This is a genomic window from Acidobacteriota bacterium (assembly GCA_021161905.1).
Classification (GTDB): Bacteria; Acidobacteriota; B3-B38; order Guanabaribacteriales; family JAGGZT01; genus JAGGZT01.
This window is the reverse complement of record JAGGZT010000040.1, coordinates 1-23,042: the sequence shown is the minus strand read 5'-3', so window position 1 is coordinate 23,042 and position 23,042 is coordinate 1. Positions and strand designations below refer to the sequence as shown.

Here is a 23,042-nt window from a genome sequence, read left to right as displayed (position 1 = left end):
CTCCTCCCCTTATATATATTATATATCTCTTTCTCTTTCTATTATTCCTCCTATCCTCTTGATTATTCTCAACTTCTCGCGATAAATGGTCGCTCTGAGAACCTTTATTTGCAATCTGAGAACCATTTATTGTAATTTGAGAACCATTTATCGTAATCTGGAGACCGTTTATTGCATTTTGAGAACCATTTATCGCAATCTGAGAACCATTTATTGCATTTTGAGAACCATTTCCCGCCATTCTTCATTAAACATTCAGTCCGCTACGAGGGACTTTCTCAATCCAGAAAAGTCATATCCTATGAGGATGCTCACACGATAACCTTATGTGCTCCATTGAACACCTCGCGCAATAATGTCTCATCGGGACGGGGTCTTCTTTTTCGAATATCCAGATAGGTGAAGTTGAGCACGAAGTAGAAAAGGGGATGACGCCAATTGGCAGGGAACCTCTTTGCTATCGAGGGAAGGTTGAAGAACGCCTTATCCGCCCACTCGAAACCGAATAAAAGTTCCTCCGGACTCATCAGCTTGGGACGAAATACCACCTGGTTCGCCGTGTAGAGGTCCCAGTCATAGGTGAGGATCCTCCCCTCCTTCTTGAACTGTTTGTAGACCTCGGTGCCGGGGAACGGAGTAAGGATAGCGAAGTTGGCAATGGCTACCTTGTTTTCGATAAGGAAGGAAACGGTGCGCTCGAAGATGGAGGGATCATCGTGGTCGAAGCCGAAGATGAACGCCGCCATAATGTTTATCCCATAGCTGTGGATCTTCTTTATCGCCTCAGCATACTCCTCAGGATGGTTAAACCCCTTCTTCACTCCGGCGAGATTGTTCTTGGAGATGGACTCAAAACCGATGAAGAGGGCGAGACAGCCAGCACGGGAGGCGAGTTCTAGAAGCTCCGGATGGCGAGCAATGGTTATACTGCACTGGGCGCCCCAGTGTTTTTTAAGCGGTTTCAACTCGGTGAATAGCTTGGTGGCGTAGTCAAGATCGCCGGCGATGTTGTCATCGAGGAAGATGACATTCTTCTTATCCGATCTCTCTATCTCCTCTATCACGCTTCTAATGGGACGGAAACGATAGCTTCCCCCAAAGAATAGAGGGACGGAGCAGAAGCTACAGCGATTGGGACATCCTCGGGACACCTGAACTGGAAAGGGCGAGAAAAAGGAATCGGTGTGGAGAAGCTCCCTCCTCGGCAGGGGCAATTTGGTAAGATCGATCAACTTCTCTGCCCGATAGAACTTCTTCAGCCTTCCCCTCTTAAAATCAGCCAAAACCTCCCCCCAGATATCCTCTGCCTCTCCGATGACCACCGCATCCGCATGCTCACCTGCCTCCTCGGGGAGAAGGGAAGGATGGATCCCCCCAACCACTACCTTTACCCCTCGCTTTCGGAACTCGTCGGCAATGCGGTAGCCGGAACGCGCCTGCGAGGTCATCATACTGATCCCCACCAAATCGACCTCCTCATCAAAATCGACCTCCTCGATATCCTCATCCACTATCCTCACCTCGAACTCAGGCGGGGTAAGGGCAGCAATAAGGGGGAGAGCGAGTTGGGGCATCCTTCTTCCCCTTTCGATACACACATAGGGGTTAGAAGGAGAGATAAGGGTAATCTTCATCTTCTCTCCTTTCAGTTAAATTAAATCTATTTAAATAAAAAAGCTTATAACGATAGGAGGTAGGAGATCTTAAAGAAAAATCTTTTCTCCTCGGGAGCAGTGGATGTTGGATCGAGGTTCCTCCGATCGCGGAAGCCGATGTAAAAACCGCTTCTGGCGGTGAAATCATAGGTGAACAGGGAATCAGCAATAAACTGAGCGGTTTCCACATTATATTGGCCAACAAATCTTATCCTCGCCTTATGGTTGAAGGAGTAGTTTACCCTGGTTACATAGAGCCCACGATTCTCCTGAAACCTTCCATCTGAATAAAATTCTCTAATATAATTGACATTAAAGTCAAGAGATAATTTAGTACCAATCCTTGCATTCATCCCCAAACTGAGGGAATAATTCTCCCCGAAGAAACAATCGGCGTAGTCGATATAGTCCCCCTTGCTGAACATAAGTCTGCCACCAATCGGTTTATTCCACGGGCTGAAGATACGGAAGGAAAACCTCCTCTTCCTATAAATGGTGGTAAGCTCGGAATTCTTTTCTCCATCCTCGAACACAAAGTACCGCTCATCGGTTATCGAATAGCTCGCTCCCATATACCAGAAATTGCTGAGGTTAACCCCAAAGGAAAAATCAACATTTCCATCCTCAAGCTCGCCGGAATGGTTGAAGAGACGGCTATAGGATGTACGGAAGCTAAGATACCTTATCCCATGGCTAAATATGTAAGGGCGAAATTCAACCGAGCCATTACCCCCCAATCTATCGACCCGGGGATAATATCCTATCCTGCTTACATCAAAATCCTCACCTATATTCTGGAAGCCGAAGCTCGCTTCAAACTGATTGCTCCGATAGCTCGCCCCAGCGACAAAGGCGGTTCGGCTCATAAAATCGGCGTTATCCCCTGGCTGGGAGCTGGCAGCGAACTGGGAGTAGAGCCGGGTATGATCCCCCAAGTTTAAGGCGAGATCAACGCCATGAGCCCGCTGGGTATCCAGCTCCCCATCGTATCTCTGGTCCCGGTTGACGGTGATGAATCCGATGCTCGACTTCTTCAGGATATCTCTCTGCCAGCGGAAAACGAAAAAGTTCGCTCCAGCAACATCCTGATATTCACCATCATCGGGATCGTAATAGGAGGTAGGGGACATTACCGCCTCGATGATCCCTATCCTCTGCTTCCCGATACTCCCGATAACCTTCCCCCCAAGGGCAAGCGGTTGCTCTGAATAATCGGGGAGGATACGGCCGATCCTCCGGCTGAAAAAGAGCTGGATCGGGGTCTTAAATATATCTGCCCCCTCCATAAAGAAGGCGCGTTTCTCTGGGTAGAATAGCTCGTACTTGGAAAGCCTTATATTCTCTACATCAACCTCGGTCTGGGCGAAATCGGGGTTCAAGGTAAAATCGGCAACGAGATCGGAGGTGATCCCGTAGCGGAAGTTCAACCCGAGTTTGGGGCGGCTCACCACGGTATCCAACTCATCCTCCATATGGCTCTCATTCCGGTAAACGAAGAAGGGGAGGAACTCCATATTCCTTCCGGGATAGATATCGGAGATGCCGGTGAGTTCCCCCGCCTTCGAGGGCCTCATATCTCGATCGTACCTCTTCACCGGCACCCAACAAACAGTCTCGTTCTTTCTCATAATGTACCGAGATATGTTTAGCCCCCAGACTTGATCCTTACCCGGCTTGAACCTCAGCGTCTTGAAGGGGATGGCAATCTCCGCGGTCCAGCCGAAATCGGTGATCCTGGCGGCGCTCATCCATATCCCATCCCAGTTCCTGTCTCGCATCAACCCAGGTGCCCCCCTCCCTCTTCCTCTGCCACCACCACCGGTAACCTCAGAGAGGCGCTCATCCCTCTGCACTCCCCTGGCATTCAGGGTGAAGGAATAGCCGTTTCTTAAATTATGGAAGGTATCGAGGAGAATGGTAATGGAATCGGAGCTTCTAAAGTTGTCACGGCGAGTAACATAGGCTAATATCTTATTCGGCTGAGAATCATAACAGATAAAGCCAAAGTAGATATTCTTGTTGTCATAGAAGATATAGACCTCGGTTCGCTCAGTAGCTGGCGCCCCTTCATCGGGGTCGGTTTGGATGAAATTGGTTATCGGTTTGAGCTTCTTCCATATGGGTTCGTCGAGCTTCCCGTCGATCTTCACCTTTGGGTCGCCATCGTACTTAAAAGCATGGTAGGAATAGATATTAGTCCCCTCACCAGCCAAAGCGTAGAGATTCGATAAAAAGAATAAACCGAAGAAAGCAAACGCTCCGATCAGTAAAAACCTTTCTCCTCTCATTTTCCCTCCTTTCTCCTTCACCCATAGGTTGCGACATTCCTCTCACCTTAAAACAAAAAACTCCCTCCTCATATTAGACACCAACAAAGGGGGAAAAGACTTAAGAAACTTACTGCTTTCTCTTCAAAAGGTCTTTTCTTATGATTAGCCGAACCACATCCTGGTCCAACCTCCCCTTATCCGCCTCCTCCTTGAGTATGGCGAGTGCCTCCTCCCTGGTGAGTGCCCGTTTATAGGGACGATCCCCAGCGGTTAACGCCTCATAGAAATCGGCTATAGCCAAAACCCTTGCTGGAAGGGGAAGGTCCTTGGCGGTGAGTCCCTGGGGATAACCGCTTCCATCGAGTCTCTCATGGTGAGCACCAGCGATGAAGGGAACCCGCTTTAAGTGGGAGGGGAAGGGTATCTTGCTCAAGATATTTATCGTGGTCCGGACATGATCCTCCATCCGCCTCCGCTCATCCATAGTAAGATTGCCCGAAGGAACGGAGAGCCTCTCAAGTTCCTTATCGGTGATAAGCCTTCCTTCCGGGAGGAGACCGTCCACCCGAAGCAAGGAGATCTCCTTCAATCTCCGAAGATCCTCCCCTGAAAGAGGAGAGGGTTTATTCACCTTGTTTATCAATCCCCAGGCGCTATCGAGCTCGGCTATCTTACCTTCAAGCTCTTTCTCATCCTTCAGCTGAGAAGAAGGGGTTCCTTTCACCTTCTTCTCCAAAAGCTGGTTTTTAAGGATCGACTTTGCCAGCTCAAAGCGAAGACGGATAACCTCCATCTCCTCCTCGTTCAGCTTCATCCTCCTGTCAAGGAGGGCTTCAGGGACCCCGATCTTTCCAATATCGTGGAGATAGGCGGAAAATAACAGCTCCTCCATCTCATCGGGGGAGAAGCTGACCGAAGCGAACGGTCCCTCCTTCTCCTCGTTTATCGCCTGGGCTATCTCCAGGGTATAACGGGCAACCCGCTCCGTATGCCCCGCAGTGTGGGCGCTTCTCGCATCTATCAAGGAGGCGGAATATTCTACCAACGATCGAAGAAGCTCCTTTATCTCGGTGATCAGATTGGCGTTGGAGATGGCGACCGCTGCCTGCGAGGTAAGCGACATCACCAATGGCTCGTAGTCCCAGCGGAAGGGAACCACCTCCCCTTTCTCATCAAGGGCGTTTATCAGCTGAACCACCCCCATAATCTCCCCTTTCTCGTTCCTCATTGGGACGAGCAACATCGAGCGACTCCGGTAGCCGATCTTCTTGTCCACCTCCTGGTTGAACCGATATGGCTTATCCGGAGGAAGGTGATAGGCATCCTCTATGTTTAATACCTCTCCAGTAAGGGCGACATAGCCGGCGATGGAGCTTGGCTCAAGGGGAAGGGTAATACTGCGAAACGCCTCTTTACCCATTTTCCTCTCGATATAATCGTTCTGCGCCACCTCGAAGCTCAGCTTGCCCCCCTTCACCAAATAGAGGCTTCCTGCCTCGGCTCTGGTGAGCCTCCTCGCTTCAAGGAGGATGCGAGAGAGGAGCCGTTTGAGGTTGTGCTCGGTGGAAAGAGCGATACCAATCTCGTTAAGCTCCTTTATTCTCTGCTCGAGCTTCCTCAATTCGCTCCTCATCCTCTTGCCCATCTTGGAGATACCCTCGATGGCGGAAACCACCTCGGAAGGAGGGGCGGAGAGGGGAATGAACCTCGAGATATAAAGCTCGTTTATCAACCTCAGCATAACCTCAGGGGAGGGAATCGGCGCCCTCACCAGACGGAAGGTAAAGGGAGCCACCTCGTTCACCTGGGAAAGAAGGGTGAGGTCTTTCTCCGACAGCTCCTCCGAAACGAAGATGAAGAAATCAAACCGGCTCCCTGAAAGGAGGGATAAAGTGGAAGCAAAAGAAGCGGTTACTACCTCATAGGAGGAAAGGACTTTCTCAAGTTCCCTTTCCCTCCGGTAGGAAACCAACAACAGACGACCTTTGTTCATTAACCACCTTAAGTTGTCTATAATAATAGAAAATCAGTTTAACACTGTCAAGAAAAAGGGAATGTAAGGAAGTTGACACATTCCTTCTTTATCTCCTAAAATTAGCCGAACCAAGATGAGGGAAAAACTTAAAGGAAAAATCCTCGTTTTAGGGTTGGTCGGTTATTGGATGGTGGGTTATTTCCTCACCAATCACCTTTCAACCGCCCGGGCTGGCTACTCCCTGAGCACTCCCCTTGATACAGCGATACCGTTTGAACCCGGCTGGCTCTATATCTACCTCGCCATCTGGGGGGTAATCTTCTCTCCCCTTGCCATCATCAAAAGCTACCATCAGCTGAAGCAGGTGGTGAAGGGATATGTCTTTTCCTTCAGCGTGAGCTTCACCATTTTCCTCCTTTTTCCGGTGAAGATGACCCGCCCCGAAGCGGTGGGGGAGGGTATTACCCTTTGGAGTATAAGAACGCTCTATTCCATCGATGGACCGGGGAACTGTTTTCCCAGCATCCATGTGGCGGCGATATTCTTCGGGGCGTTAGTGAGCCTCAAACTCAACCGGTCTTTCGGGGTCTTCCTCATCGTCTGGTCGTTCCTCATCAGCCTTTCCACCCTCTTCATCAAGCAACATTACCTCGCAGACATCGGAGGAGGGATCCTCCTTGCCATCATAAGCTACCTTCTCTTCATCTACAGGTCACCCCTCTTTCCCAAAAGAGCCTAACCCTGGGAATGGGACCCTTGAAGAGGGGCGATTTACTCATCTATTAGCAGAAAAAACCGGCTCTCCCTCTCCCCTAATGGTAACCAATGCCTCCCTAAGTTTGTCGGGCTTCAAAACCTGATAATAGCGGAGATAGCTTCTGGCAACAAGGGGTACATAGCGTCTCGTCTCCCGATAACCTATCTCAAGAAGGAAGAGATCGGGATCGGAAAGGGAAGAAGAAAGGGAGAGCCACCTCTTAACCGCCTCTTTGCCCGCATTGTAGGCAGCAAGGGCAGGGAGGATGAAGCCATTAAAATCGCGGATAAGCCGGGCGAGATGGGCAGTCCCGATATCGATGTTCACCTCAGGTCGATAGAGGTCTCTCGGGCTCACCTTTCGATAACCGATCCTCCTCCCTTCACCTCTCGCTGTTTCCGGGATCAACTGCATCAGCCCCCGGGCGGAGGCACCGGATTTAGCAAGGGGATCAAATCTGCTCTCCTCCCGGATAAGGGCGGAGACAAGGAGGGGATCGAGCCCCCTCTTCTCCGCGTATTTCTCGATAAGGGGATAGAAGGGGGGAACGGGGTAGAGAAGCTCCTTAAGCTCCCTGGGCAATAGCTCAAAGGGGATCGCATTGGGGAGGAGAGAAAGGGTCCGCTCCGCATAGGCGATGGATGGTCTCACTTTCCCTCCCTTGAAATAAGCCCGGGCAAGGAAATAGTAAAACGAGGAATGATTCCCCCGGATCGTAGAAAGGGTTTCTGCCCCTTCGTCGTATATCCCGAGGAAGAAAAGCTCCCTCACTTCCTCAAGAGGGGAGAAGGAGGGTGCAGGCGATTCTACCTTCCTCAACTCCCTCTTGATGAGGTCCTCTTCAAGAGCTAAAGCGGAATTCAGGGGACCGATCTCTTTAGAAAGAGCGAGCTCTGCTTCCTTTTTCTCCTCGCTACCTTCTGGAGCAAGGAAAAACGCCCCAATCAGGAGCTTAAGCCGCTTGGAGGATAGGGAAGGAAGGTCCACTGCTGATGACAAAAGTGAATCCGCTCTTCTTCTTCTCTCCTCCGGAGAAAGGAGATGAGCGATCCTCTCCCGGGCAAGAAGGGAGAGATACTCGTTTGGAAGTTCAGTAGATAGCCTAAGATAGGAAGAAACCGCCTTATCCTCATCCCCAGAAAGCTCATAGATCTTTCCTCTAAGAAAGAGGAGCTCGGCGAGGTCATCCTTTCTCTTAGCCCTTATCCCAGAAAGCCAAGAGAGGGCAGAAGCGCGCCAACCGAGGGAGAGGGCGATCCTCGCTCCGAGCAATCTCCCCCTCACCACCAAGGAGGAGTTGGGGTAAGACCGCTCAAGCTTCTTAAGATAGAATAGGACATTCCGATACCTCTTCTTCTTCCGTTCGATCTCAGCAAGCTGGAAGAGGGCTAACGGTGCATAAGATGACCTGGGATAATGGGAGAAGACCCGTTTGAACGAGGAGCGGGCGGAGGAGACCTTCCCCATTCTCTGATATATTACCCCCCGCTCAAAATAGGCTCTCGCCTTCGAGCGGTAGCTCCGCACTCGCTTAATGGCAAAATAATTAAATTGAAGCGCCTTACTGTACTTCCTTAAGCGCCGGAAAATGGTAGTTAGGCGAAAGGACGCCTCGATCCCCTCTTTCTTTCTCGGATAGCGGGAGAGAAGACGGAGATAATAAGGAATTGCCCGGGTGTATTCCCGGTTGGCAAAGAACGCTTCAGCGCGAAGAAAAAGCCGTTCTGGGGGAAGCCTTTTCTTCCCCTCCAGAACCTCAAGTCGGGTAAGGGCGGAAAGGGCGAGGTCATCCCTACCCCTAAATTTTATTACCCGATAATAGGAAGAGACAGCCTCATCTACCCTTCCCAATGCCTCATACCCTTTGGCGAGGAGAAAGAGAGCCTTCACCTTAACCCTTCCCTTACCCTTGATAAGGGGTTGAAGGAGGGAGAAGGCGCCCTCTACATCCCCCTTTTCGATGAGGAGGGAAGAAAGGGCAAGCTCTACCTGGGGAAGGAGATGGTTTTCCTTAAATCGTTCCAAAAACGAGCGGTAGAGGGCTATCGCTTTCTCCTTCTCCCCCAGGCGGGTGAAGATCTCTCCTGCCCGGAAACAGGCATAAGCTTCAAGAGGAGAATGATGAACCAGCACCTCTTCGTAGGCGGAAAGCGCCCCCTGAAGATCATCAAGCTTTTCCTTTATCCGCCCCTCAAGATAGGGAAAGCTGTTCAACTGATACAGCTCTGGGGAAAGCTCTCTAAGCTGGGAAAGGATGATAAGGGCATGGCCATAATCCCCCTGCTGGTAAGCAGAGACCGCATCTTCCCTCAGGTTTAAAAACTCCCTTTCCTCTAATGGAATGGAGGAGAACTCCCGAGGCAGAAAAAGCAGGAACACCAGAATTACCACCAACCGAAGGGATAAGAAATATCTCTCCTTTCCTCTCATAAGCCCTTCCTCACCCTTTCCTCTTGAATTATAACAAATTAGAGCGATGTTTTCCACGAAAATTGGCTATTTTTGGAACTTGACAAAAGAGGGGCTCGTTTCTATACTTAGCGCAGACTGAATGAAAGAATCAAGGAGAGGTATGTTAGATAAAGGGTATATCAAAAAAGCCTGGGACCTTTACATAGAGGAGCCACTGCCATTTATCCTCGCTGCCATCATCTTTACCCTACTCGAGGTTCTCACCGCGGGGATCCTTACCGGACCGGTTATCTGCGGATATATCTATATGACTTTCAAAAAGATAAAAGGGGAACGGATTAGCTTTGAGGATTCATTTTGGGGATTTCATCACCTGGAAAAAACCTTCATCCCCGGCCTCCTCTATGCGGTCATCGTGATCGGCGGGTTCTTCGTGTTCATAATCCCTGGGGTTATATTCGGAGCGATGTTGATCTACGCCTTCCCTTTAGTGGTGGACAAAAACCTCGCTACCCTGGACGCCTTCAAGGAGAGCTGGGAACTCACCTCAAAGAACATCCTTGAGCACTCACTTTTCTACCTTGTCGTCTCCCTTATTGGTATCTCCGGTGCCCTTCTTTTTGGGGTGGGGGTGGTATTTACCCTTCCCTTAGGGATAATCCCCTTCGCTATCGCCTATTACTCCCTTACCTATCCTGCGGAGGAAAAAGCTGAGATCTAATTGATCAAACTTCGAGGATCTCTTCCTTCTTTTTCTTCGTCGCCTCCTCTATCTTCTCGATAAAGGAGTCAGTTATCTCTTGGATCTTATCGTAAGCGCGATGCTCGTCGTCCTCGGATATCTCCTTTTCCTTGGCGAGCTTTTTCACCTCATCATTCCCCATCCTCCGCACCTGCCGCACCGCAGTCTTCGCCTCCTCAGCCATCTTCCCCACCACCTTGGCGAGCTCCTTCCGCCTTTCCTCGGTAAGCGGGGGAACGGGAACGCGGATGATCTTGCCATCGTTCATCGGGTTCAAGCCGAGATCGGCACGCTGGATGGCTTTTTCTATCTCAGGAAGGAGGGAAGGGTCCCAGGGCTGAACCACCAGGAGATGAGGATCGGGGGCGGCTAAGTTTGCCACCTGATTGAGCGGGGTCTCTGTCCCATAATAATTCACCTTCACCCCTTCAAGGAGGGTGATGGAAGCACGACCCGTCCTCAGCCTCTTAAGCTCCTCCACAAACTTCTTTAAGGAGATATCCATCTTCCTCTTTACTTCGGTATAAATATCCTCTAACATAGCCTACTCCTTTATCAAGGAACCAATGCTTTCCCCCATAATTACCCGCCTTAGATTACCCTTCTTGAAGATGTTGAATATCCGGATAGGGATGTGATTCACCATACAAAGGGTAATAGCGGTGGCATCCATCACCGAGAGCCCCTTGTCGATAATCGCAAGATAAGAGAGCTCATCATAGCGCACCGCATTTTTATCCTTCAAGGGATCGGCGCTATAGACCCCATCCACCTTGGTCGCCTTAAGGAGCACCTCCGCTTTGATCTCCGCCGCCCGAAGGGCAGCAGCAGTATCGGTGGTGAAGAAGGGATTGCCCGTGCCGGCAACGAAGATGACCACCCTTCCCTTCTCTAAATGACGGATCGCCCGCCTCCGAATATAGGGCTCGGCTATCTGCCTCAGCTCTATCGCCGACATCAACCGGGTAGTTACCCCCTGCTTCTCCAACATATCCTGCAGGGCGAGACCGTTTATAACCGTAGCCAACATCCCCATCTGGTCAAGGGTCACCCGATCAATACCAAGCTCCCCCGATTCGCTTCCTCGGAAGATATTTCCCCCACCTATGACTACACCAACCTCCACCCCAAGATCACATACCTCTTTGATCTCAGAGGAGATAGCTTGATTCGCCTCGGGGTCAATCCCCGATTGCCGCTCGCCTAATAACGCTTCACCGCTTAATTTGAGAAGAACACGAGAGAAAACTGGCGAGTCCTCACTCATCGGAGAATAAGGGGTTATTCCTTCTTTTCATCGGGGAGCTCTTCGCCCACTTGGTAGCGGACGAACCGCCGTACATTTATGTTCTCCCCTATTTTGGCTATCCTCTCCGCAATCAGCTCGCCTACGGTACGGGAATCGTCTTTGATAAAGGGCTGCTCGAGGAGACAAACCTCAGAATAGAACTGCTTGAGCTTCCCCTCAACGATCCGTTCGATCACCTCAGGGGGTTTGCCGGAATCGGCAAACTGGGAGCGGATTATCTCCTTCTCCTGCTCGATAATCTCGGGGGGAACATCCTCCCGGCGGATATACTTGGGGGGACAGGCAGCGATCTGCATCGCAATATCCTTAACCAAGGCAAGGAAATCCTCGTTCCTCGCTACAAAATCGGTCTCACAGTTGACCTCTACCAAAACCCCAATCTTTCCGCCGGCATGAATATAAGAACCAACAACACCCTCGGTGGTAGCCCGCCCTGCCCGCTTCTTGGCTACGGCGAGCCCCCGTTTTCTAAGGATCTTCACTGCCTCTTCAATATCACCCTTCGCCTCAATAAGGGCTTTCTTGCACTCCATAAAGCCGATACCTGTCCGTTCTCGGAGCTCTTTTACCTTGCTTGCAGAAATATCCATTTAAACCATCCTCCTTGGAACAGTAAGGGAAAAAGAACCCTGCTTATCTACTTCTTCCGCCGCTACCAAGACGATAGCCACTTAAGAGGCTTTGGGCTCTTCAGGAGAGGTCTTCTCACCTTCACCCTGGGAAGCTGAAGGATCAGCTGCCACCCCTTCCTTCTCCGCTACCTCCACCGTCTCCTTTGCCAGCATCTTGCCTTCCAAGATAGCATCCGCTACCTTACTCAAGAAGAGCCGGATAGCCCGAATGGCATCGTCGTTGCCCGGTATTGGGTAGTCGATCCCCTCAGGGTCACAATTGGTATCCACCAGAGCAATAACGGGGATACCAAGCCGTTTAGCCTCTGCTAAGGCTATCTTCTCCTTCCTCAAATCTACGATGACCAAAGCATCGGGAAGATCGTTCAACCCCCGGATACCAGCGAGCATTTTTAATAGGTTCATCCGCTCCCGCTCCAGCTTGATCACCTCTTTTTTTGGTAAGAGGCTGTACTTCCCCTCTTCCTTCATCCGCTCGAGCTCATCGAGTCGATCTATCCTCTTCCTTATGGTAGCGAAATTGGTGAGCAACCCTCCCAACCACCGTTGGTTGACATAAAAGACACCGCAACGCTTCGCCTCTTCCTCAACCGCCTCCTGTGCCTGCTTCTTCGTTCCCACGAAGATGAAACTACCACCCTCGCTCGCCAAGTCACGGGCAAACTCGAGCGCCTTCCTGAAGAGTTTGATCGTCTGCTGAAGGTCGATAAGATATATCCCGTTCTTCTCGCCGAAGATATACCTTTTCATCTTGGGGTTCCATCTCCGGGTCTGATGTCCGAAGTGAACCCCCGCCTCGAGAAGCTCCTTCATATTGACGGAAACCAACCACAACCTCCTTATTTTAGATAATTACACCATTAACCTGCTCGGGTGGAGATTACCGCTTGGAGAACTGGAACCGAGCCCGCGCTCCCCGCTGACCGTACTTCTTCCTCTCCTTGACCCGAGCATCCCGGGTGAGAAAGCCTGCCCGCTTGAGGATATTCCTCAACTCCCTATTGTAAGCCACTAAAGCCCGGGCGATCCCGTGCCTGATAGCCTCCGCCTGGCCCGTAAGTCCTCCGCCCTTCGCCCTCACATAGACATCGAACTTATCCGCGGTCTGAGTTAGGGAAAGGGGTTGTTTCACCGCGGTCCGGTAGAGCTCACGGGGGAAGTACTCGGTATAATCGCGATTGTTTACGATGATATTTCCCTTGCCCGGACGGAGATAGACACGGGCTACCGCCGTCTTCCGCTTGCCGGTTCCATAATACTGAATCAGACTCACTTTACCTCCACTCCTTCAAAGGTTACTAACCATTGAGGGGAATAAGTTCCGGTTTCTGTGCTTGATGGGGGTGGCTGCCTCCAGCGTATATCTTCAGCTTCTTTATCCGCACCTTGCGCAACTTGTTCTTGGGAAGCATCCCCCATACCGCCAACCTAATCAGCTTCTCTGGGGACTTGGCGAGAAGGTCCTTCGCCAATATCTCCTTTAGTCCACCGGGATATCCTGAGTGACGACGATATACCTTCTTATTCAGCTTGTTACCGGTGAGTTTAACCTTCTCCGCATTTATCACTACCACATAATCCCCCATATCGATGAACGGGGTATAGCTCGGTTTGTTCTTCCCCATTAGGATGGTAGCTATGGTTGAGGCAAGCCTTCCCAAAGCCTTCCCTTCGGCATCGATGAGATACCACTTTTTCTCAATCTCGGTCTTCTTCGGAAAATAAGTACGCATCATCTCCTTCACCTCAATAAAAAGCCCTATTACCCTACAATAAATTTAGTTTGATGTCAAGGAAAAAGGAAGGATTCATATTCTTCCTCTTCTCTTAGCCACCTGGTACAGGACATAACCGGAGATAAAAGCGAGGAAGGAAAACCCCCCCATCACTGGATAAATCCAGTTCATTCCAAAATTATCAGAGATATAGCCCGCTAAGGTAGAGGCGGTAGAACCCATCCCGAAGCCAAGGACCAATCCCACAGCATAGCACCTGCTCCTCGCCCCAACGGGTGAATACTTGGCGATGAGGGTATTCCCCGCCGGCTGAAAGGCGAAATGGGTAAGGGAGAAAAGGGAAAGGGCTATAACGAGAAGCGCCCCTCTACTGAATCCCGCGATAAACAGAAACGGGGTTGAAAGGAGAAGGGTAGCGGGAAGAACTCGCTCCGACTTAAACAAGGAAGAAAGATGTCCGCTCATATACTGTCCCACCATTCCGATGAGAAGGGCTCCCGAGGTGACGAAATTGCCGAACATCAAGCTCTCTCCTCCCAGTCTGAAGCCGAGTCTATCAGCAAAATACTTAGGGAGAAAGACAAAGCTCCCATTGTTTATCAGTCCCCCTAACACCTGAACGATGTAAATAGGGATAAGGTAGGGAAGAAACGCCTTTATGCTCTCTCCACCCTTCGCCTTCGGCGGGTCCAGGAAGATACGCTCCCTCCCCTTGATACAAGTATGCCAGATAAGAAAAGCGGCAACCGCTCCTGGAATAGCAAACAGAAGGTAAACCCAACGCCAGCCGAGCTTAGCACCGATAACGCCGGCGATCAAAGGGGAAAGCGCCATTCCCAGGTTTCCCCCCATACCGTGGTAGCCAAGCGCCCGTTCCCTCGCCCGCACGCTGTGGGAGATAAGAGCCAATCCCGAGGGATGATAGAAACTGGCAAAGGTGCCGAGGAGCATCATCCCGAGGAGAAGGGAGAGGACCCCACGGGACATACCAACCATAAACGAAGCGACCGCCTGCCCCGCTAAGGCGAGGAAGAGAACCCTTCTTCCTCCGATCTTGTCAGCGAGGAAACCAGCCGGAAGAGAGCCGAAACCAAAGAGAAAGTAGGCGGCGGTTCCCACCATACCTATCCGGAGGAGGGAGAGTCCAAACTCCTTTGCCATCAATATATTGGTGGCGATGAAGAGCATAATATACATATGGGTTAAGCCATGGGAAAGGGTAGTTATGGCGACTATCTTTCTCTCCCCTTTACTCATCTCTCCTCCTAATGAAGCTCTTTATTATAGTGACAAAAACCAACTTGTCAACCCCTATTGGGGCTCTTACCGATTTGGCTTGACATATTTACAAGAAATTTGATAAATTCTATTCAAAGGTAAAGATAGAATGTACGCTTTAACCTATCGGGAAGGGGGGAAGAATTATACCTACCCTCTGAAGAAGAAGGTAACGACTCTCGGTCGCTCTGGGGAAAACGACATCGTGCTCCACGATGTGGGGATATCCCGATTCCACGCCAAGATCATTATAGAAGGGGAGAAAGCGCGGATAGTGGACCTGATGAGTAGAAACGGCACCAAGGTGAACGGGACGATCATATCCGAAACCGAGCTGAGGGATGGGGATCAGATACACCTTGGGAGATTCCCCTTGAACTTCCTGAAGCTCCCTACCGATAAGGTCGTCCTCTCCGAGGAGAGGATGCTAATCGAGGAGGGAACGATCATCAAACCCCTCTCCGAGCTCTTCCCCTCCTTCAAAGAAGAAGCTGTCACCCCGGTCCCAAAGAAAGCACCACCTGAAGAGAAAAAAAGCGCCTTCTTCAGTATCCTCTCCCAGGTGGCAAAGGCGCTCATCTCCCTCGACTCCCTGGAGAAGATATTGAACGCGGTGATGGACCTCGTCTTTACCTACCTCCCTGCCGATCGTGGTTTCCTGATGCTCTACGATGAGGAGGGAAAACGGCTTATCCCCAAGGTGACGAGGCATCGTGAAGGGAAGAAGGGGGAGATCACCATCAGCAAGACGATGGCGGACAAGGTACTCAAGGAGAAGGTAGCCATCCTCACCGCCGACGCCCAGACAGACTCCCGGTTCGACAAGGCGGCAAGCATCCGCATCCACGGCATCCGTTCTGCGATGTGCGTTCCCCTATGGAATAAGGACGAGGTCATAGGATTGATCCATATCGACAGCGCGATGGAGAAAAATGTCTTCACCAGCGATGATCTGGAGCTCCTGAGTTCGTTAGCCAATTATGCGGCGGTAGCCATTCAGCGAGCACAGCTCACGGAGAAGGTAAAGCAGGAGATGAAAGTAAGAAGCAAGCTGGAACGTTACCACTCACCGCAGGTGGTAAACCGGATAATAAGCTCGCTTGAGAAAACCACTCACTACGAGCTGGCAGCGACGGAACGGGAGGCAACCATCCTTTTCTCCGACATCGCTGGCTTTTCCGCCTTCACCGAGCAGATGCCCCCTCACGAGGTCGCCCTCCTTCTGAACCGCTATTTCTCCTTGATGACCGAGGTCGTCTTCCATTATCAGGGAACCCTGGACAAGTATATAGGCGATGCCATTATGGCTGTATTCGGTGCTCCCTTCCCCCAGCCCGACCACGCGATAAGGGCAGCTGAGGTAGCACTTGAGATGCAGGAAAAGGTAAAAGAACTCAACGAGAAAGGCGATATGGAGGTTGAGCTCGCCATAAGGATAGGGATAAATACGGGAAAGGTGATCGCCGGAGATATCGGCTCGCCGAAGAGGATAGATTACACCGTTCTCGGAACCCCGGTCAATATCGCCTCCCGCCTTGAGGAGGAGGTAGCAGCACCAGGGGAGATAGTGGTGGGAGAGGAAACCTATAAACTAATCAAGGACAGGTTCCTCTTAGAACCCTTGGGTAAGAAGAAGCTCAGGGGGCTCAAAAAACCGGTTGAAAGCTACCGCCTCATCGGCAAAAAATAACCCCCTTCTGCTATCTTAGGGGGATCGAATACTTCTCCTCTTTTGAAGTGAATAACTTACCGAGAAGGCTCAGGCGCGGCTGATCACTATCTTCGCCGGTATCTCCACCTTCGCTAAAACCTTGGGATCCCCTTTTATCCTGCCAATGATGTTCACCTTGGAGGCAGCTTGGAACTCCTCATCCCCCTCTCCGCTACCGAAGAAGAGACAGAAAGCTTTCCCTGGGGGCCAATAGCCGAGCTCCCCCGGCTTTACCTTCTCCCGGGCATCCTCCTCGAGTGGTAGATCGAGCTTTATCGGAAAATAGATCTCCGTCCCCCAACTCAACCCATCCGCCTCCAGAGGGAGGATATCGAGGATCGCCCTTCCGCTTGGCGTATCATAAAGCTCACCATCGAGAGAAAGGTCTCCCACCTTTATCTTTATCTTAACGCTCATCGAACGGCCCTCTTTTCGCCCCAAGGAACCCGCTTAATAAAAAGGACTGTCATTTATATTATACCCCATCTTAAAGGGAAAAAGGAGAGATAAAACAAAATCTACTTGCTCTTTGCCCGCTTCCGAAGGAAAGCAGGGACATCGAGCGTTTCCAGATCGCGCTTGCTCCTGAGGCCAAAACCAGGGCTTTCCTCGCCGAAACTCATCGGGGGCATCTCCCCTGAGGAGCCCGGGTTGCCTGAGAAAAAGGGATTACCTCCTCCCTGGTATGCCCTGGTGATATCTATCGTCTCCGCCTTTTTTCCCAGTTCTGCTGCCTGTTCGAAGCCAGTGGCGATGACGGTGATCTTTATCTCATCCTCCATCTTCTCGTTTATGACTGCGCCGAAGATGATGTTCGCCTCGGGATCCGCTGCCTGATGGATGATATTAAGCGCCTCGTTCACCTCATGGAGGGTGATACTTCTGCCTCCAGTTACATTTATCAACACCCCCCGGGCGCCATCGATGGATATATCCTCGAGGAGGGGACTCTTTATCGCCCTTCTCGCCGCCTCTACCGCTCTGTTTTCACCGGAGGCTACCCCGGTGCCCATAAGCGCCATCCCCATCCCCTCCATAATCGTCCTCACATCGGCGAAATCGAGGTTGATGAGGCCAGGGATGGTGATGAGGTCGGATATCCCCTGAACGCCTTGTCTTAAAACCTCATCCGCTATCAGAAAGGCGTCCCAAAGTGGGGTGTCCTTGGCAACGGTCTCTAACAGCTTGTCGTTGGGAATGGTAATGACCGTGTCCACGCTCTCCTTGAGTTCGGCAAGCCCACGCTCCGCTTGTAATGCCCGATGTCTCCCTTCAAAGGAGAACGGTTTGGTAACCACCGCCACGGTGAGGGCGCCAAGTTCAGCTGCCAAGCTGGCGATGACCGGCGCTGCTCCGGTACCGGTTCCTCCACCCAAGCCAGCGGTGATGAATACCATATCCGCCCCCTCAAGCATATCGATGATCTTCTCCGTATCCTCGAGGGCGGATTGCTTGCCGATCTCGGGGTTGCCACCGGTGCCCAATCCCTTGGTGAGCTTAGCCCCTATCTGGAGCTTCACCGCCGCTTTGGAAGCACGAAGTGCTTGAAGATCGGTATTTACCGCAATGAACTCGATTCCCCGCATATCCGCGGAGACCATCCTGTTTACTGCGTTTCCTCCTCCCCCGCCGATCCCGATGACCTTTATCCTCGCCTCATACCCCTCCTTTTCCTCGAGGGCGAAATTGATCTTCGGGGTGGCGGGATCTCCTTTCATTCTTCCTCTCATATACACTCCCTCCTTTTTCCCTTAATTTCCTTCATCAAATCTCCGAAAAAAGCCCTTTAAGCCGGGAAAGAACCCGATCCCAAAGACGGGGAGCAGGCGAAACCTCACCCCCTTCCCGGCGCTTCCTACCATAAAGGATCAGTCCCACTGCGGTAGAGTAGATGGGGCTCTTCACCACATCTATTAAACCCGATACCCCCTGGGGCATCCCGAGGCGCACCGGAAGCTGAAACACCTCCTCAGCGACCTCGAGGATGCCCGGAAGGAGCGCCCCACCACCAGTGAGGACCACCCCTGAATTTAGAGAGCGGTGATAACCGACCCTCTTTATCTCCAGGGAGACCAGGTTCATTATCTCCTCAGCCCGGGGCTGGATTATCTCCACCAATGACTTCCGGCTGATCACCCGCGGTTTCCTCCCCCCGATCCCCGGAACCTCGAATGTCTCGTCTTCCTTGACCAATGAGGGATGAGCACATCCGTACTCCTTCTTTATCCTCTCCGCCTCCTTGATATTGGTTCTGATCCCAACCGCTATATCCCGGGTGAAATGATCCCCCGCCGAAGGGAGAACCGCACTATGACAGATGCTTCCCCCACGGAAGATGGCGAGATCGGTGGTACCGCCACCGATGTCGATAATAGCTACCCCGAGCTCCTTTTCATCGGGGCTTAATACCGCCTCGCTCGCCGCGATCTGCTCGAGGATCGTCCCCTCAACAGCGAGCCCTGCCCGATTGACGCAGTTCGCCACATTCTGGATCGAGGTGGTAAGGGCGGTGACGATGTGGACATTCGCCTCCAGCCTGGTACCGCACATCCCAACAGGGTCAAGTATCCCCTCCTGCCCGTCCACGATGTACTCCTGAGGGATGGTATGTAGTATCTTCCTGTCCCCGGGAAGCGATATAGCCGATGCTGCCTCAAGCACCCGGTTCACATCGTTCCTTGTTATCACCCGATCCTTAGCCGGAACCGGGATCACTCCTTTACTGTTTATCCCTTTGATATGGGCACCAGCCACTCCTACAAACGCCGCCTCTATCTCGAAGCCAGCCATAAGCTCCGCCTCCTCCACCGAAGCCCTGATGGTGTTCACCGCCGCCTCAAGGTTCACCACCACCCCCCGACGAAGTCCCTGAGATTCGGTGATCCCCACCCCAATCACTTCCACCTCGCCCATCTGGTTGACCTCGCCAATTACGGTGCATACCTTATGAGTGCCTATGTCAAGCCCTACTAAGTACTTCTCCTTTTTGATCGCCATCAACTACTCTCCTCACTTCCCTTTCTTTTAATGACGATCTCCCCGGAAAAGCGGAGATCTATATACTCCACCCGAGCCCGAAAACGGAGGAGCTCAGGATAAATGCCAAATAGACGCTCCAACCTGACCCCTTCCCCACTGCCAAGGATGACATCGGCGGGAAGAGAGGAAAGCCTTACGATCAACCCCTTCTCCCTGGTGAGTCTGGCGGAGACGATCATCTCTCCATGCACCCTCGCCACTCTCCTCGCCGCGGAAAGGAGGCTAACGATGGAGATAAGTTCGCCCGGAGGAGGAAGATGATCAACTGCCAACCGGGGAAGGCTCTTCACCCTCTCCCTCCGGGAAGGAACGATCCCCGTGTATCCTCCCTGAGCAAGGAAGCTCGCCAAGGGAAGGGTCATCCCCTTGCTGGTCGCCAACAACCTCCTCCCATCCATTTCCACCAAGGCGATCGGCTTTGCCTCCTTTATATCCACCCTCAACCCATCGGGCAACATCCGACTGACCACCACATCCTCGATCCAGGGCGAGGTTAGAAGCACCCTCCTCACCCGGAAAAGATCGAGCCGAAGGAGGTTCTCCCCGTAAGCGAACGAGAGCAACCTTTTCACCTCGGAGAAAGAGGTATGATTGATTCCCCTGACCTCAAGACGGGTGAAGGCAAACCGCGAGGATGATGAAAGGGCGAGATATCCTCGCCAACCGAAATAGGAGATTAAAAGGATAAGGGAGAGATTGAACACAATCTTAGCCACGAGGAAGAATAAACCCCTCTTCGCCTTCCTCCTCGATGGTACCGGGTTCATCTCCAGAACTGCGCCCATTCCTCCTCTTCCCCTAACCATATCACCTCTCCCCCCAGACCTCCACCTCTTCTTCAAGCTCTATGCCGAAGAGACGAAGCACCTCCTCCTTCATCTTATCGATAAGGGCGAAGACATCGGAGGCGGTAGCTCCTCCCTCGTTTATGATGAAATTGGCATGTTTGGTAGAGATAACAGCACCTCCTCTCCTCATCCCCTTCAGTCCTGCCTCGTCGATGAGCCTCCCTGCCGAAGCCCCTTCTGGGTTCTTGAAGATACAGCCAGCACTCCTCTCCCCTATCGGCTGGGTCAACTCCCTTCTTCTCCTGAATTCACGCAGTCTCTTAATAACCAAAGCCGGCTCCTCCGGGGTCAATCGGAGCTCTACCGCAAGGACGATCTCACCCTGAGAGACGCCGGAACCACGATAAGAGAAGGAAAGCTCCTCCCGGGAAACCTCCCTTAGTCCAGAGGAGGGGGAAAAGAGGACCACCTTTTCCACCAGCGAGCCTATCTCCATCCCAAAGCTTCCCGCGTTCATCTTTATCGCTCCACCCACGCTTCCTGGAATGCCGGATAGGGGTTCAAGCCCGGAAAGACCGAGCTCCCCCACCCGCTTTGCGAGCTTAGAGAGGGGGAACCCGCCTCCCACCGATACGATGCTCCCTCTCACCTTAATTGGAGAAGAAACCCGCCTCAGGGTAACCACCACCTCAGCCACCCCGGAATCGGAGACGACGAGGTTGCTTCCTAAACCCATAACCCGATAAGGGATCCCCTCATTAAAGAGGGTGGTGAGGAGAGGGGTAAGGTTTCTCTCTTCCGGGAAGAAGAGATAAGGCGTTACCCCTCCCACCCCTAAAGTGGTATATCGGGAAAGGAGCGGTTCCGGGATAAACTCCACCTCAAGGTCCCGTCCGATCTCCTCCAGCCGATTTATCGTTGCCAATTCAAACATCCTCCTCTCCCTTAAGGAGGGTGAGAAATTCCTCCCCCACCTTATAGACATTTCCCGCCCCGAGGGTGAGAACGATATCCCCCTTCTCCACTTCGTCAAGGAGTAGCTTTGGTATATCCTTTAGCTCGGGGACATAGATTACCCCCTTATGGCCAAACTCCCTTATCTTCTCCGCTATCAGCTCTCCGGTGATCCCGGGGATGGGCTTTTCACCGGCAGGGTAGATCTCAGAAACGATCACCTTATCCGCCTGATAGAAGGAACGCCCGAACTCATCGAGGAGGAACTTGGTCCGGGTATAGCGATGTGGCTGGAAGACGACGATGAGCCTCCGCCCCCAACCCTCCTTCACCGCGCGGAGGGTGACCTTTATCTCGGTAGGATGATGCCCATAATCATCGAGGACGAGGATCCCTTTGACCTCTCCCTTCTTCTCCAGCCTTCTGTCAGCACCGGAGAACACCTCGAGCGCCCGCTTGATGGTGTCAAACGGTATCTCGAGATCGAGCCCCACCGCCACCGCAGCCAGGGCGTTGTAAACACTGTGATACCCGGGCACCCGGAGCTTAAGCTCACCAAGCCTTTCCCCGCGGAAGAAGACGGAAAATTGGGAGGAAAACCCTTTGATCTCGACATCACCAGCCATCAAGTCGGCTTGAGAGCTCATCCCATAGGTGAGCTTCCTCCGGTAGATAAGGGGTATTATGCTCTGCACATTTACCTCATCGAGACAGAGGATTCCAGTGCCGTAGAAGGGGACCTTGTTCACGAAATCAACGAACGCCCTCTTGATATCCTCAAGGTCGTGGTAGTAGTCCAGATGCTCCTTATCTATCGAGGTAACTACCGCGATGGTGGGAAAGAGCTTGAGAAAGGACCCATCGCTCTCATCTGCCTCAGCGACCAAGAGATCGCCCCTTCCCAGCTTGGCACTGCTCCCTATGATGTTCAATCTTCCTCCAATTACAATGGTTGGGTCGAGCCCCGCCTCGTTTAAGACAACCGCTATCATCGAGGTAGTCGAGGTCTTCCCGTGGGAACCGGCAACCGCTACCGAGAACTTCATCCGCATAAGCTCACCAAGCATCTCCGCCCGGGGGATAACCGGTATCTGCCTCTCCTTCGCCGCCATCAACTCCGGATTATCGAGGGAGACCGCTGAGGAATAGACGACAACATCCGCTCCCTCGATATTCTCCGGTTTATGGTCATAGGTTATCTTCGCCCCGAGTTTGGCGAGCCGTTCGGTTATCCTGCTCCTCTTTAAATCCGATCCACTCACATAATACCCGAGATTAAGAAGCACCTCGGCGATACCACTCATTCCAATCCCACCAATACCTACGAAGTGAACCCGTTTATACCGCCTAAACACCTTTCCCCTCCGAAACGAGTGATAGGGCGAATTCAGCCACCTGGGAAGCAGCTCTTCTCTTCCCCAACGCCCTGCTTTTTTCCTCCATAGACCTCAATTTCTCATCATCGTTTATGAGGGAGATGATCTCCCGGGAAAGCCTGCTTCCGGATAGGTCCTTTTCCTCTATTACCACCGCGGCACCCCTTTCGGAGAGCGCCCTCGCATTCATCAGCTGATGGGCGGAGGCGGCTCTGGCGAGCGGTATCAGTATCGCTGCCCTACCACAGGCAGTTAGCTCAGCCACCGTGGAGGCTCCAGCCCGGCTGATAACGAGATGCGCCCGGGAATACCTTTCCGGCATATCGAAGAAGAATGGCGCTACCTCGGCGGTAAAGTGGAAACGACGATAAGTCTCTTCCACCTCCGAGAAATCCGCCTCGCCTGTTT

At 52.0% G+C, this 23,042-nt stretch carries 22 protein-coding genes; 3 read left to right on the top strand and 19 right to left on the bottom strand.

Going from position 1 to position 23,042, the window contains the following annotated elements; genetic code table 11:
• From J7L64_05715 to J7L64_05700, 4 genes are all read right to left on the bottom strand, one after another.
• Positions 1-241 (bottom strand): hypothetical protein (locus J7L64_05715; protein ID MCD6451840.1); only part of this gene is annotated, 241 nt, incomplete at its 3' end.
• Between the two features lie 70 nt (positions 242-311).
• Entirely contained in the window at positions 312-1,634 is a 1,323-nt protein-coding gene (locus J7L64_05710) for a B12-binding domain-containing radical SAM protein (GenBank protein ID MCD6451839.1), read from the bottom strand.
• A gap of 44 nt (positions 1,635-1,678) precedes the next feature.
• Complete coding sequence (locus tag J7L64_05705; protein MCD6451838.1) at positions 1,679-3,943, bottom strand: carbohydrate binding family 9 domain-containing protein; 2,265 nt, start codon at positions 3,941-3,943, stop codon at positions 1,679-1,681.
• A 109-nt stretch (positions 3,944-4,052) separates the two neighbouring features.
• On the bottom strand, positions 4,053-5,918 hold the full coding sequence (locus J7L64_05700; protein MCD6451837.1) for a GAF domain-containing protein: 1,866 nt from the start codon (positions 5,916-5,918) through the stop codon (positions 4,053-4,055).
• Between the two features lie 115 nt (positions 5,919-6,033).
• Here J7L64_05700 and J7L64_05695 point away from each other — a divergent pair, with 115 nt between their 5' ends.
• Positions 6,034-6,639: a phosphatase PAP2 family protein gene (locus tag J7L64_05695; protein ID MCD6451836.1), complete on the top strand. Its 606-nt coding sequence runs from the start codon at positions 6,034-6,036 to the stop codon at positions 6,637-6,639.
• A gap of 36 nt (positions 6,640-6,675) precedes the next feature.
• Here the strand turns inward: J7L64_05695 and J7L64_05690 are convergent, their stop codons facing one another.
• On the bottom strand, positions 6,676-9,087 hold the full coding sequence (locus tag J7L64_05690; protein ID MCD6451835.1) for a tetratricopeptide repeat protein: 2,412 nt from the start codon (positions 9,085-9,087) through the stop codon (positions 6,676-6,678).
• Between the two features lie 142 nt (positions 9,088-9,229).
• On the opposite strand from J7L64_05690, the gene J7L64_05685 reads away from it, so the two are divergent.
• Complete coding sequence (locus J7L64_05685; protein ID MCD6451834.1) at positions 9,230-9,790, top strand: glycerophosphoryl diester phosphodiesterase membrane domain-containing protein; 561 nt, start codon at positions 9,230-9,232, stop codon at positions 9,788-9,790.
• A gap of 4 nt (positions 9,791-9,794) precedes the next feature.
• Here the strand turns inward: J7L64_05685 and frr are convergent, their stop codons facing one another.
• From frr to J7L64_05650, 7 genes are all read right to left on the bottom strand, one after another.
• Complete coding sequence (frr, locus tag J7L64_05680; protein ID MCD6451833.1) at positions 9,795-10,352, bottom strand: ribosome recycling factor; 558 nt, start codon at positions 10,350-10,352, stop codon at positions 9,795-9,797.
• Positions 10,353-10,355: 3 nt separating this feature from the next.
• Positions 10,356-11,078, bottom strand: a complete 723-nt coding sequence (locus tag J7L64_05675) for a UMP kinase (GenBank protein MCD6451832.1) — start codon at positions 11,076-11,078, stop codon at positions 10,356-10,358.
• Between the two features lie 14 nt (positions 11,079-11,092).
• Complete coding sequence (gene tsf, locus J7L64_05670; GenBank protein ID MCD6451831.1) at positions 11,093-11,710, bottom strand: translation elongation factor Ts; 618 nt, start codon at positions 11,708-11,710, stop codon at positions 11,093-11,095.
• Between the two features lie 81 nt (positions 11,711-11,791).
• Positions 11,792-12,580, bottom strand: a complete 789-nt coding sequence (gene rpsB, locus J7L64_05665; protein ID MCD6451830.1) for a 30S ribosomal protein S2 — start codon at positions 12,578-12,580, stop codon at positions 11,792-11,794.
• Between the two features lie 52 nt (positions 12,581-12,632).
• On the bottom strand, positions 12,633-13,025 hold the full coding sequence (gene rpsI, locus J7L64_05660) for a 30S ribosomal protein S9 (GenBank protein MCD6451829.1): 393 nt from the start codon (positions 13,023-13,025) through the stop codon (positions 12,633-12,635).
• 25 nt (positions 13,026-13,050) lie between these two features.
• The gene (rplM, locus tag J7L64_05655; GenBank protein ID MCD6451828.1) at positions 13,051-13,485 is read right to left on the bottom strand and encodes a 50S ribosomal protein L13; all 435 of its coding nucleotides are present in this window, start codon (positions 13,483-13,485) and stop codon (positions 13,051-13,053) included.
• Between the two features lie 75 nt (positions 13,486-13,560).
• Positions 13,561-14,745, bottom strand: coding sequence for an MFS transporter (locus tag J7L64_05650; protein MCD6451827.1), 1,185 nt, complete (start codon positions 14,743-14,745; stop codon positions 13,561-13,563).
• A 130-nt stretch (positions 14,746-14,875) separates the two neighbouring features.
• On the opposite strand from J7L64_05650, the gene J7L64_05645 reads away from it, so the two are divergent.
• On the top strand, positions 14,876-16,456 hold the full coding sequence (locus J7L64_05645) for a GAF domain-containing protein (protein MCD6451826.1): 1,581 nt from the start codon (positions 14,876-14,878) through the stop codon (positions 16,454-16,456).
• Positions 16,457-16,525: 69 nt separating this feature from the next.
• Here the strand turns inward: J7L64_05645 and J7L64_05640 are convergent, their stop codons facing one another.
• The 7 genes from J7L64_05640 to J7L64_05610 form a co-directional block, all read right to left on the bottom strand.
• On the bottom strand, positions 16,526-16,894 hold the full coding sequence (locus J7L64_05640; protein ID MCD6451825.1) for a hypothetical protein: 369 nt from the start codon (positions 16,892-16,894) through the stop codon (positions 16,526-16,528).
• 101 nt (positions 16,895-16,995) lie between these two features.
• Positions 16,996-18,195: a cell division protein FtsZ gene (gene ftsZ / locus J7L64_05635; GenBank protein ID MCD6451824.1), complete on the bottom strand. Its 1,200-nt coding sequence runs from the start codon at positions 18,193-18,195 to the stop codon at positions 16,996-16,998.
• 46 nt (positions 18,196-18,241) lie between these two features.
• Complete coding sequence (ftsA, locus tag J7L64_05630) at positions 18,242-19,474, bottom strand: cell division protein FtsA (GenBank protein ID MCD6451823.1); 1,233 nt, start codon at positions 19,472-19,474, stop codon at positions 18,242-18,244.
• Positions 19,474-20,301 carry an FtsQ-type POTRA domain-containing protein gene (locus tag J7L64_05625; protein ID MCD6451822.1) on the bottom strand — a complete coding sequence of 276 codons (828 nt, stop codon included), beginning with the start codon at positions 20,299-20,301 and terminating at the stop codon, positions 19,474-19,476. The genes ftsA and J7L64_05625 overlap by 1 nt, the downstream gene beginning before the upstream one ends.
• A gap of 22 nt (positions 20,302-20,323) precedes the next feature.
• Positions 20,324-21,238, bottom strand: a complete 915-nt coding sequence (gene murB / locus J7L64_05620) for a UDP-N-acetylmuramate dehydrogenase (GenBank protein MCD6451821.1) — start codon at positions 21,236-21,238, stop codon at positions 20,324-20,326.
• Positions 21,231-22,613 (bottom strand): UDP-N-acetylmuramate--L-alanine ligase, encoded by a 1,383-nt coding sequence (locus tag J7L64_05615; GenBank protein MCD6451820.1) that lies wholly within the window; start codon positions 22,611-22,613, stop codon positions 21,231-21,233. The genes murB and J7L64_05615 overlap by 8 nt, the downstream gene beginning before the upstream one ends.
• The coding region (locus J7L64_05610) for a UDP-N-acetylglucosamine--N-acetylmuramyl-(pentapeptide) pyrophosphoryl-undecaprenol N-acetylglucosamine transferase (GenBank protein ID MCD6451819.1) at positions 22,606-23,042 on the bottom strand (437 nt) is incomplete at its 5' end. The genes J7L64_05615 and J7L64_05610, both read right to left, overlap by 8 nt.

Excerpts from the sequence above, each read along its gene's own strand:
- J7L64_05640 (MCD6451825.1), bottom strand. The coding sequence starts at position 16,894 with ATGAGCGTTAAGATAAAGATAAAGGTGGGAGACCTTTCTCTCGATGGT.
- ftsA (MCD6451823.1), bottom strand. The coding sequence starts at position 19,474 with ATGGCGATCAAAAAGGAGAAGTACTTAGTAGGGCTTGACATAGGCACT.
- J7L64_05690 (MCD6451835.1), bottom strand. The coding sequence starts at position 9,087 with ATGAGAGGAAAGGAGAGATATTTCTTATCCCTTCGGTTGGTGGTAATT.
- ftsZ (MCD6451824.1), bottom strand. The coding sequence starts at position 18,195 with ATGAAAGGAGATCCCGCCACCCCGAAGATCAATTTCGCCCTCGAGGAA.
- J7L64_05625 (MCD6451822.1), bottom strand. The coding sequence starts at position 20,301 with ATGGGCGCAGTTCTGGAGATGAACCCGGTACCATCGAGGAGGAAGGCG.
- J7L64_05710 (MCD6451839.1), bottom strand. The coding sequence starts at position 1,634 with ATGAAGATTACCCTTATCTCTCCTTCTAACCCCTATGTGTGTATCGAA.
- murB (MCD6451821.1), bottom strand. The coding sequence starts at position 21,238 with ATGTTTGAATTGGCAACGATAAATCGGCTGGAGGAGATCGGACGGGAC.
- J7L64_05675 (MCD6451832.1), bottom strand. The coding sequence starts at position 11,078 with ATGAGTGAGGACTCGCCAGTTTTCTCTCGTGTTCTTCTCAAATTAAGC.
- J7L64_05645 (MCD6451826.1), top strand. The coding sequence starts at position 14,876 with ATGTACGCTTTAACCTATCGGGAAGGGGGGAAGAATTATACCTACCCT.
- J7L64_05700 (MCD6451837.1), bottom strand. The coding sequence starts at position 5,918 with ATGAACAAAGGTCGTCTGTTGTTGGTTTCCTACCGGAGGGAAAGGGAA.
- tsf (MCD6451831.1), bottom strand. The coding sequence starts at position 11,710 with ATGGATATTTCTGCAAGCAAGGTAAAAGAGCTCCGAGAACGGACAGGT.
- J7L64_05695 (MCD6451836.1), top strand. The coding sequence starts at position 6,034 with ATGAGGGAAAAACTTAAAGGAAAAATCCTCGTTTTAGGGTTGGTCGGT.
- rplM (MCD6451828.1), bottom strand. The coding sequence starts at position 13,485 with ATGCGTACTTATTTTCCGAAGAAGACCGAGATTGAGAAAAAGTGGTAT.
- frr (MCD6451833.1), bottom strand. The coding sequence starts at position 10,352 with ATGTTAGAGGATATTTATACCGAAGTAAAGAGGAAGATGGATATCTCC.
- J7L64_05685 (MCD6451834.1), top strand. The coding sequence starts at position 9,230 with ATGTTAGATAAAGGGTATATCAAAAAAGCCTGGGACCTTTACATAGAG.
- J7L64_05705 (MCD6451838.1), bottom strand. The coding sequence starts at position 3,943 with ATGAGAGGAGAAAGGTTTTTACTGATCGGAGCGTTTGCTTTCTTCGGT.
- J7L64_05650 (MCD6451827.1), bottom strand. The coding sequence starts at position 14,745 with ATGAGTAAAGGGGAGAGAAAGATAGTCGCCATAACTACCCTTTCCCAT.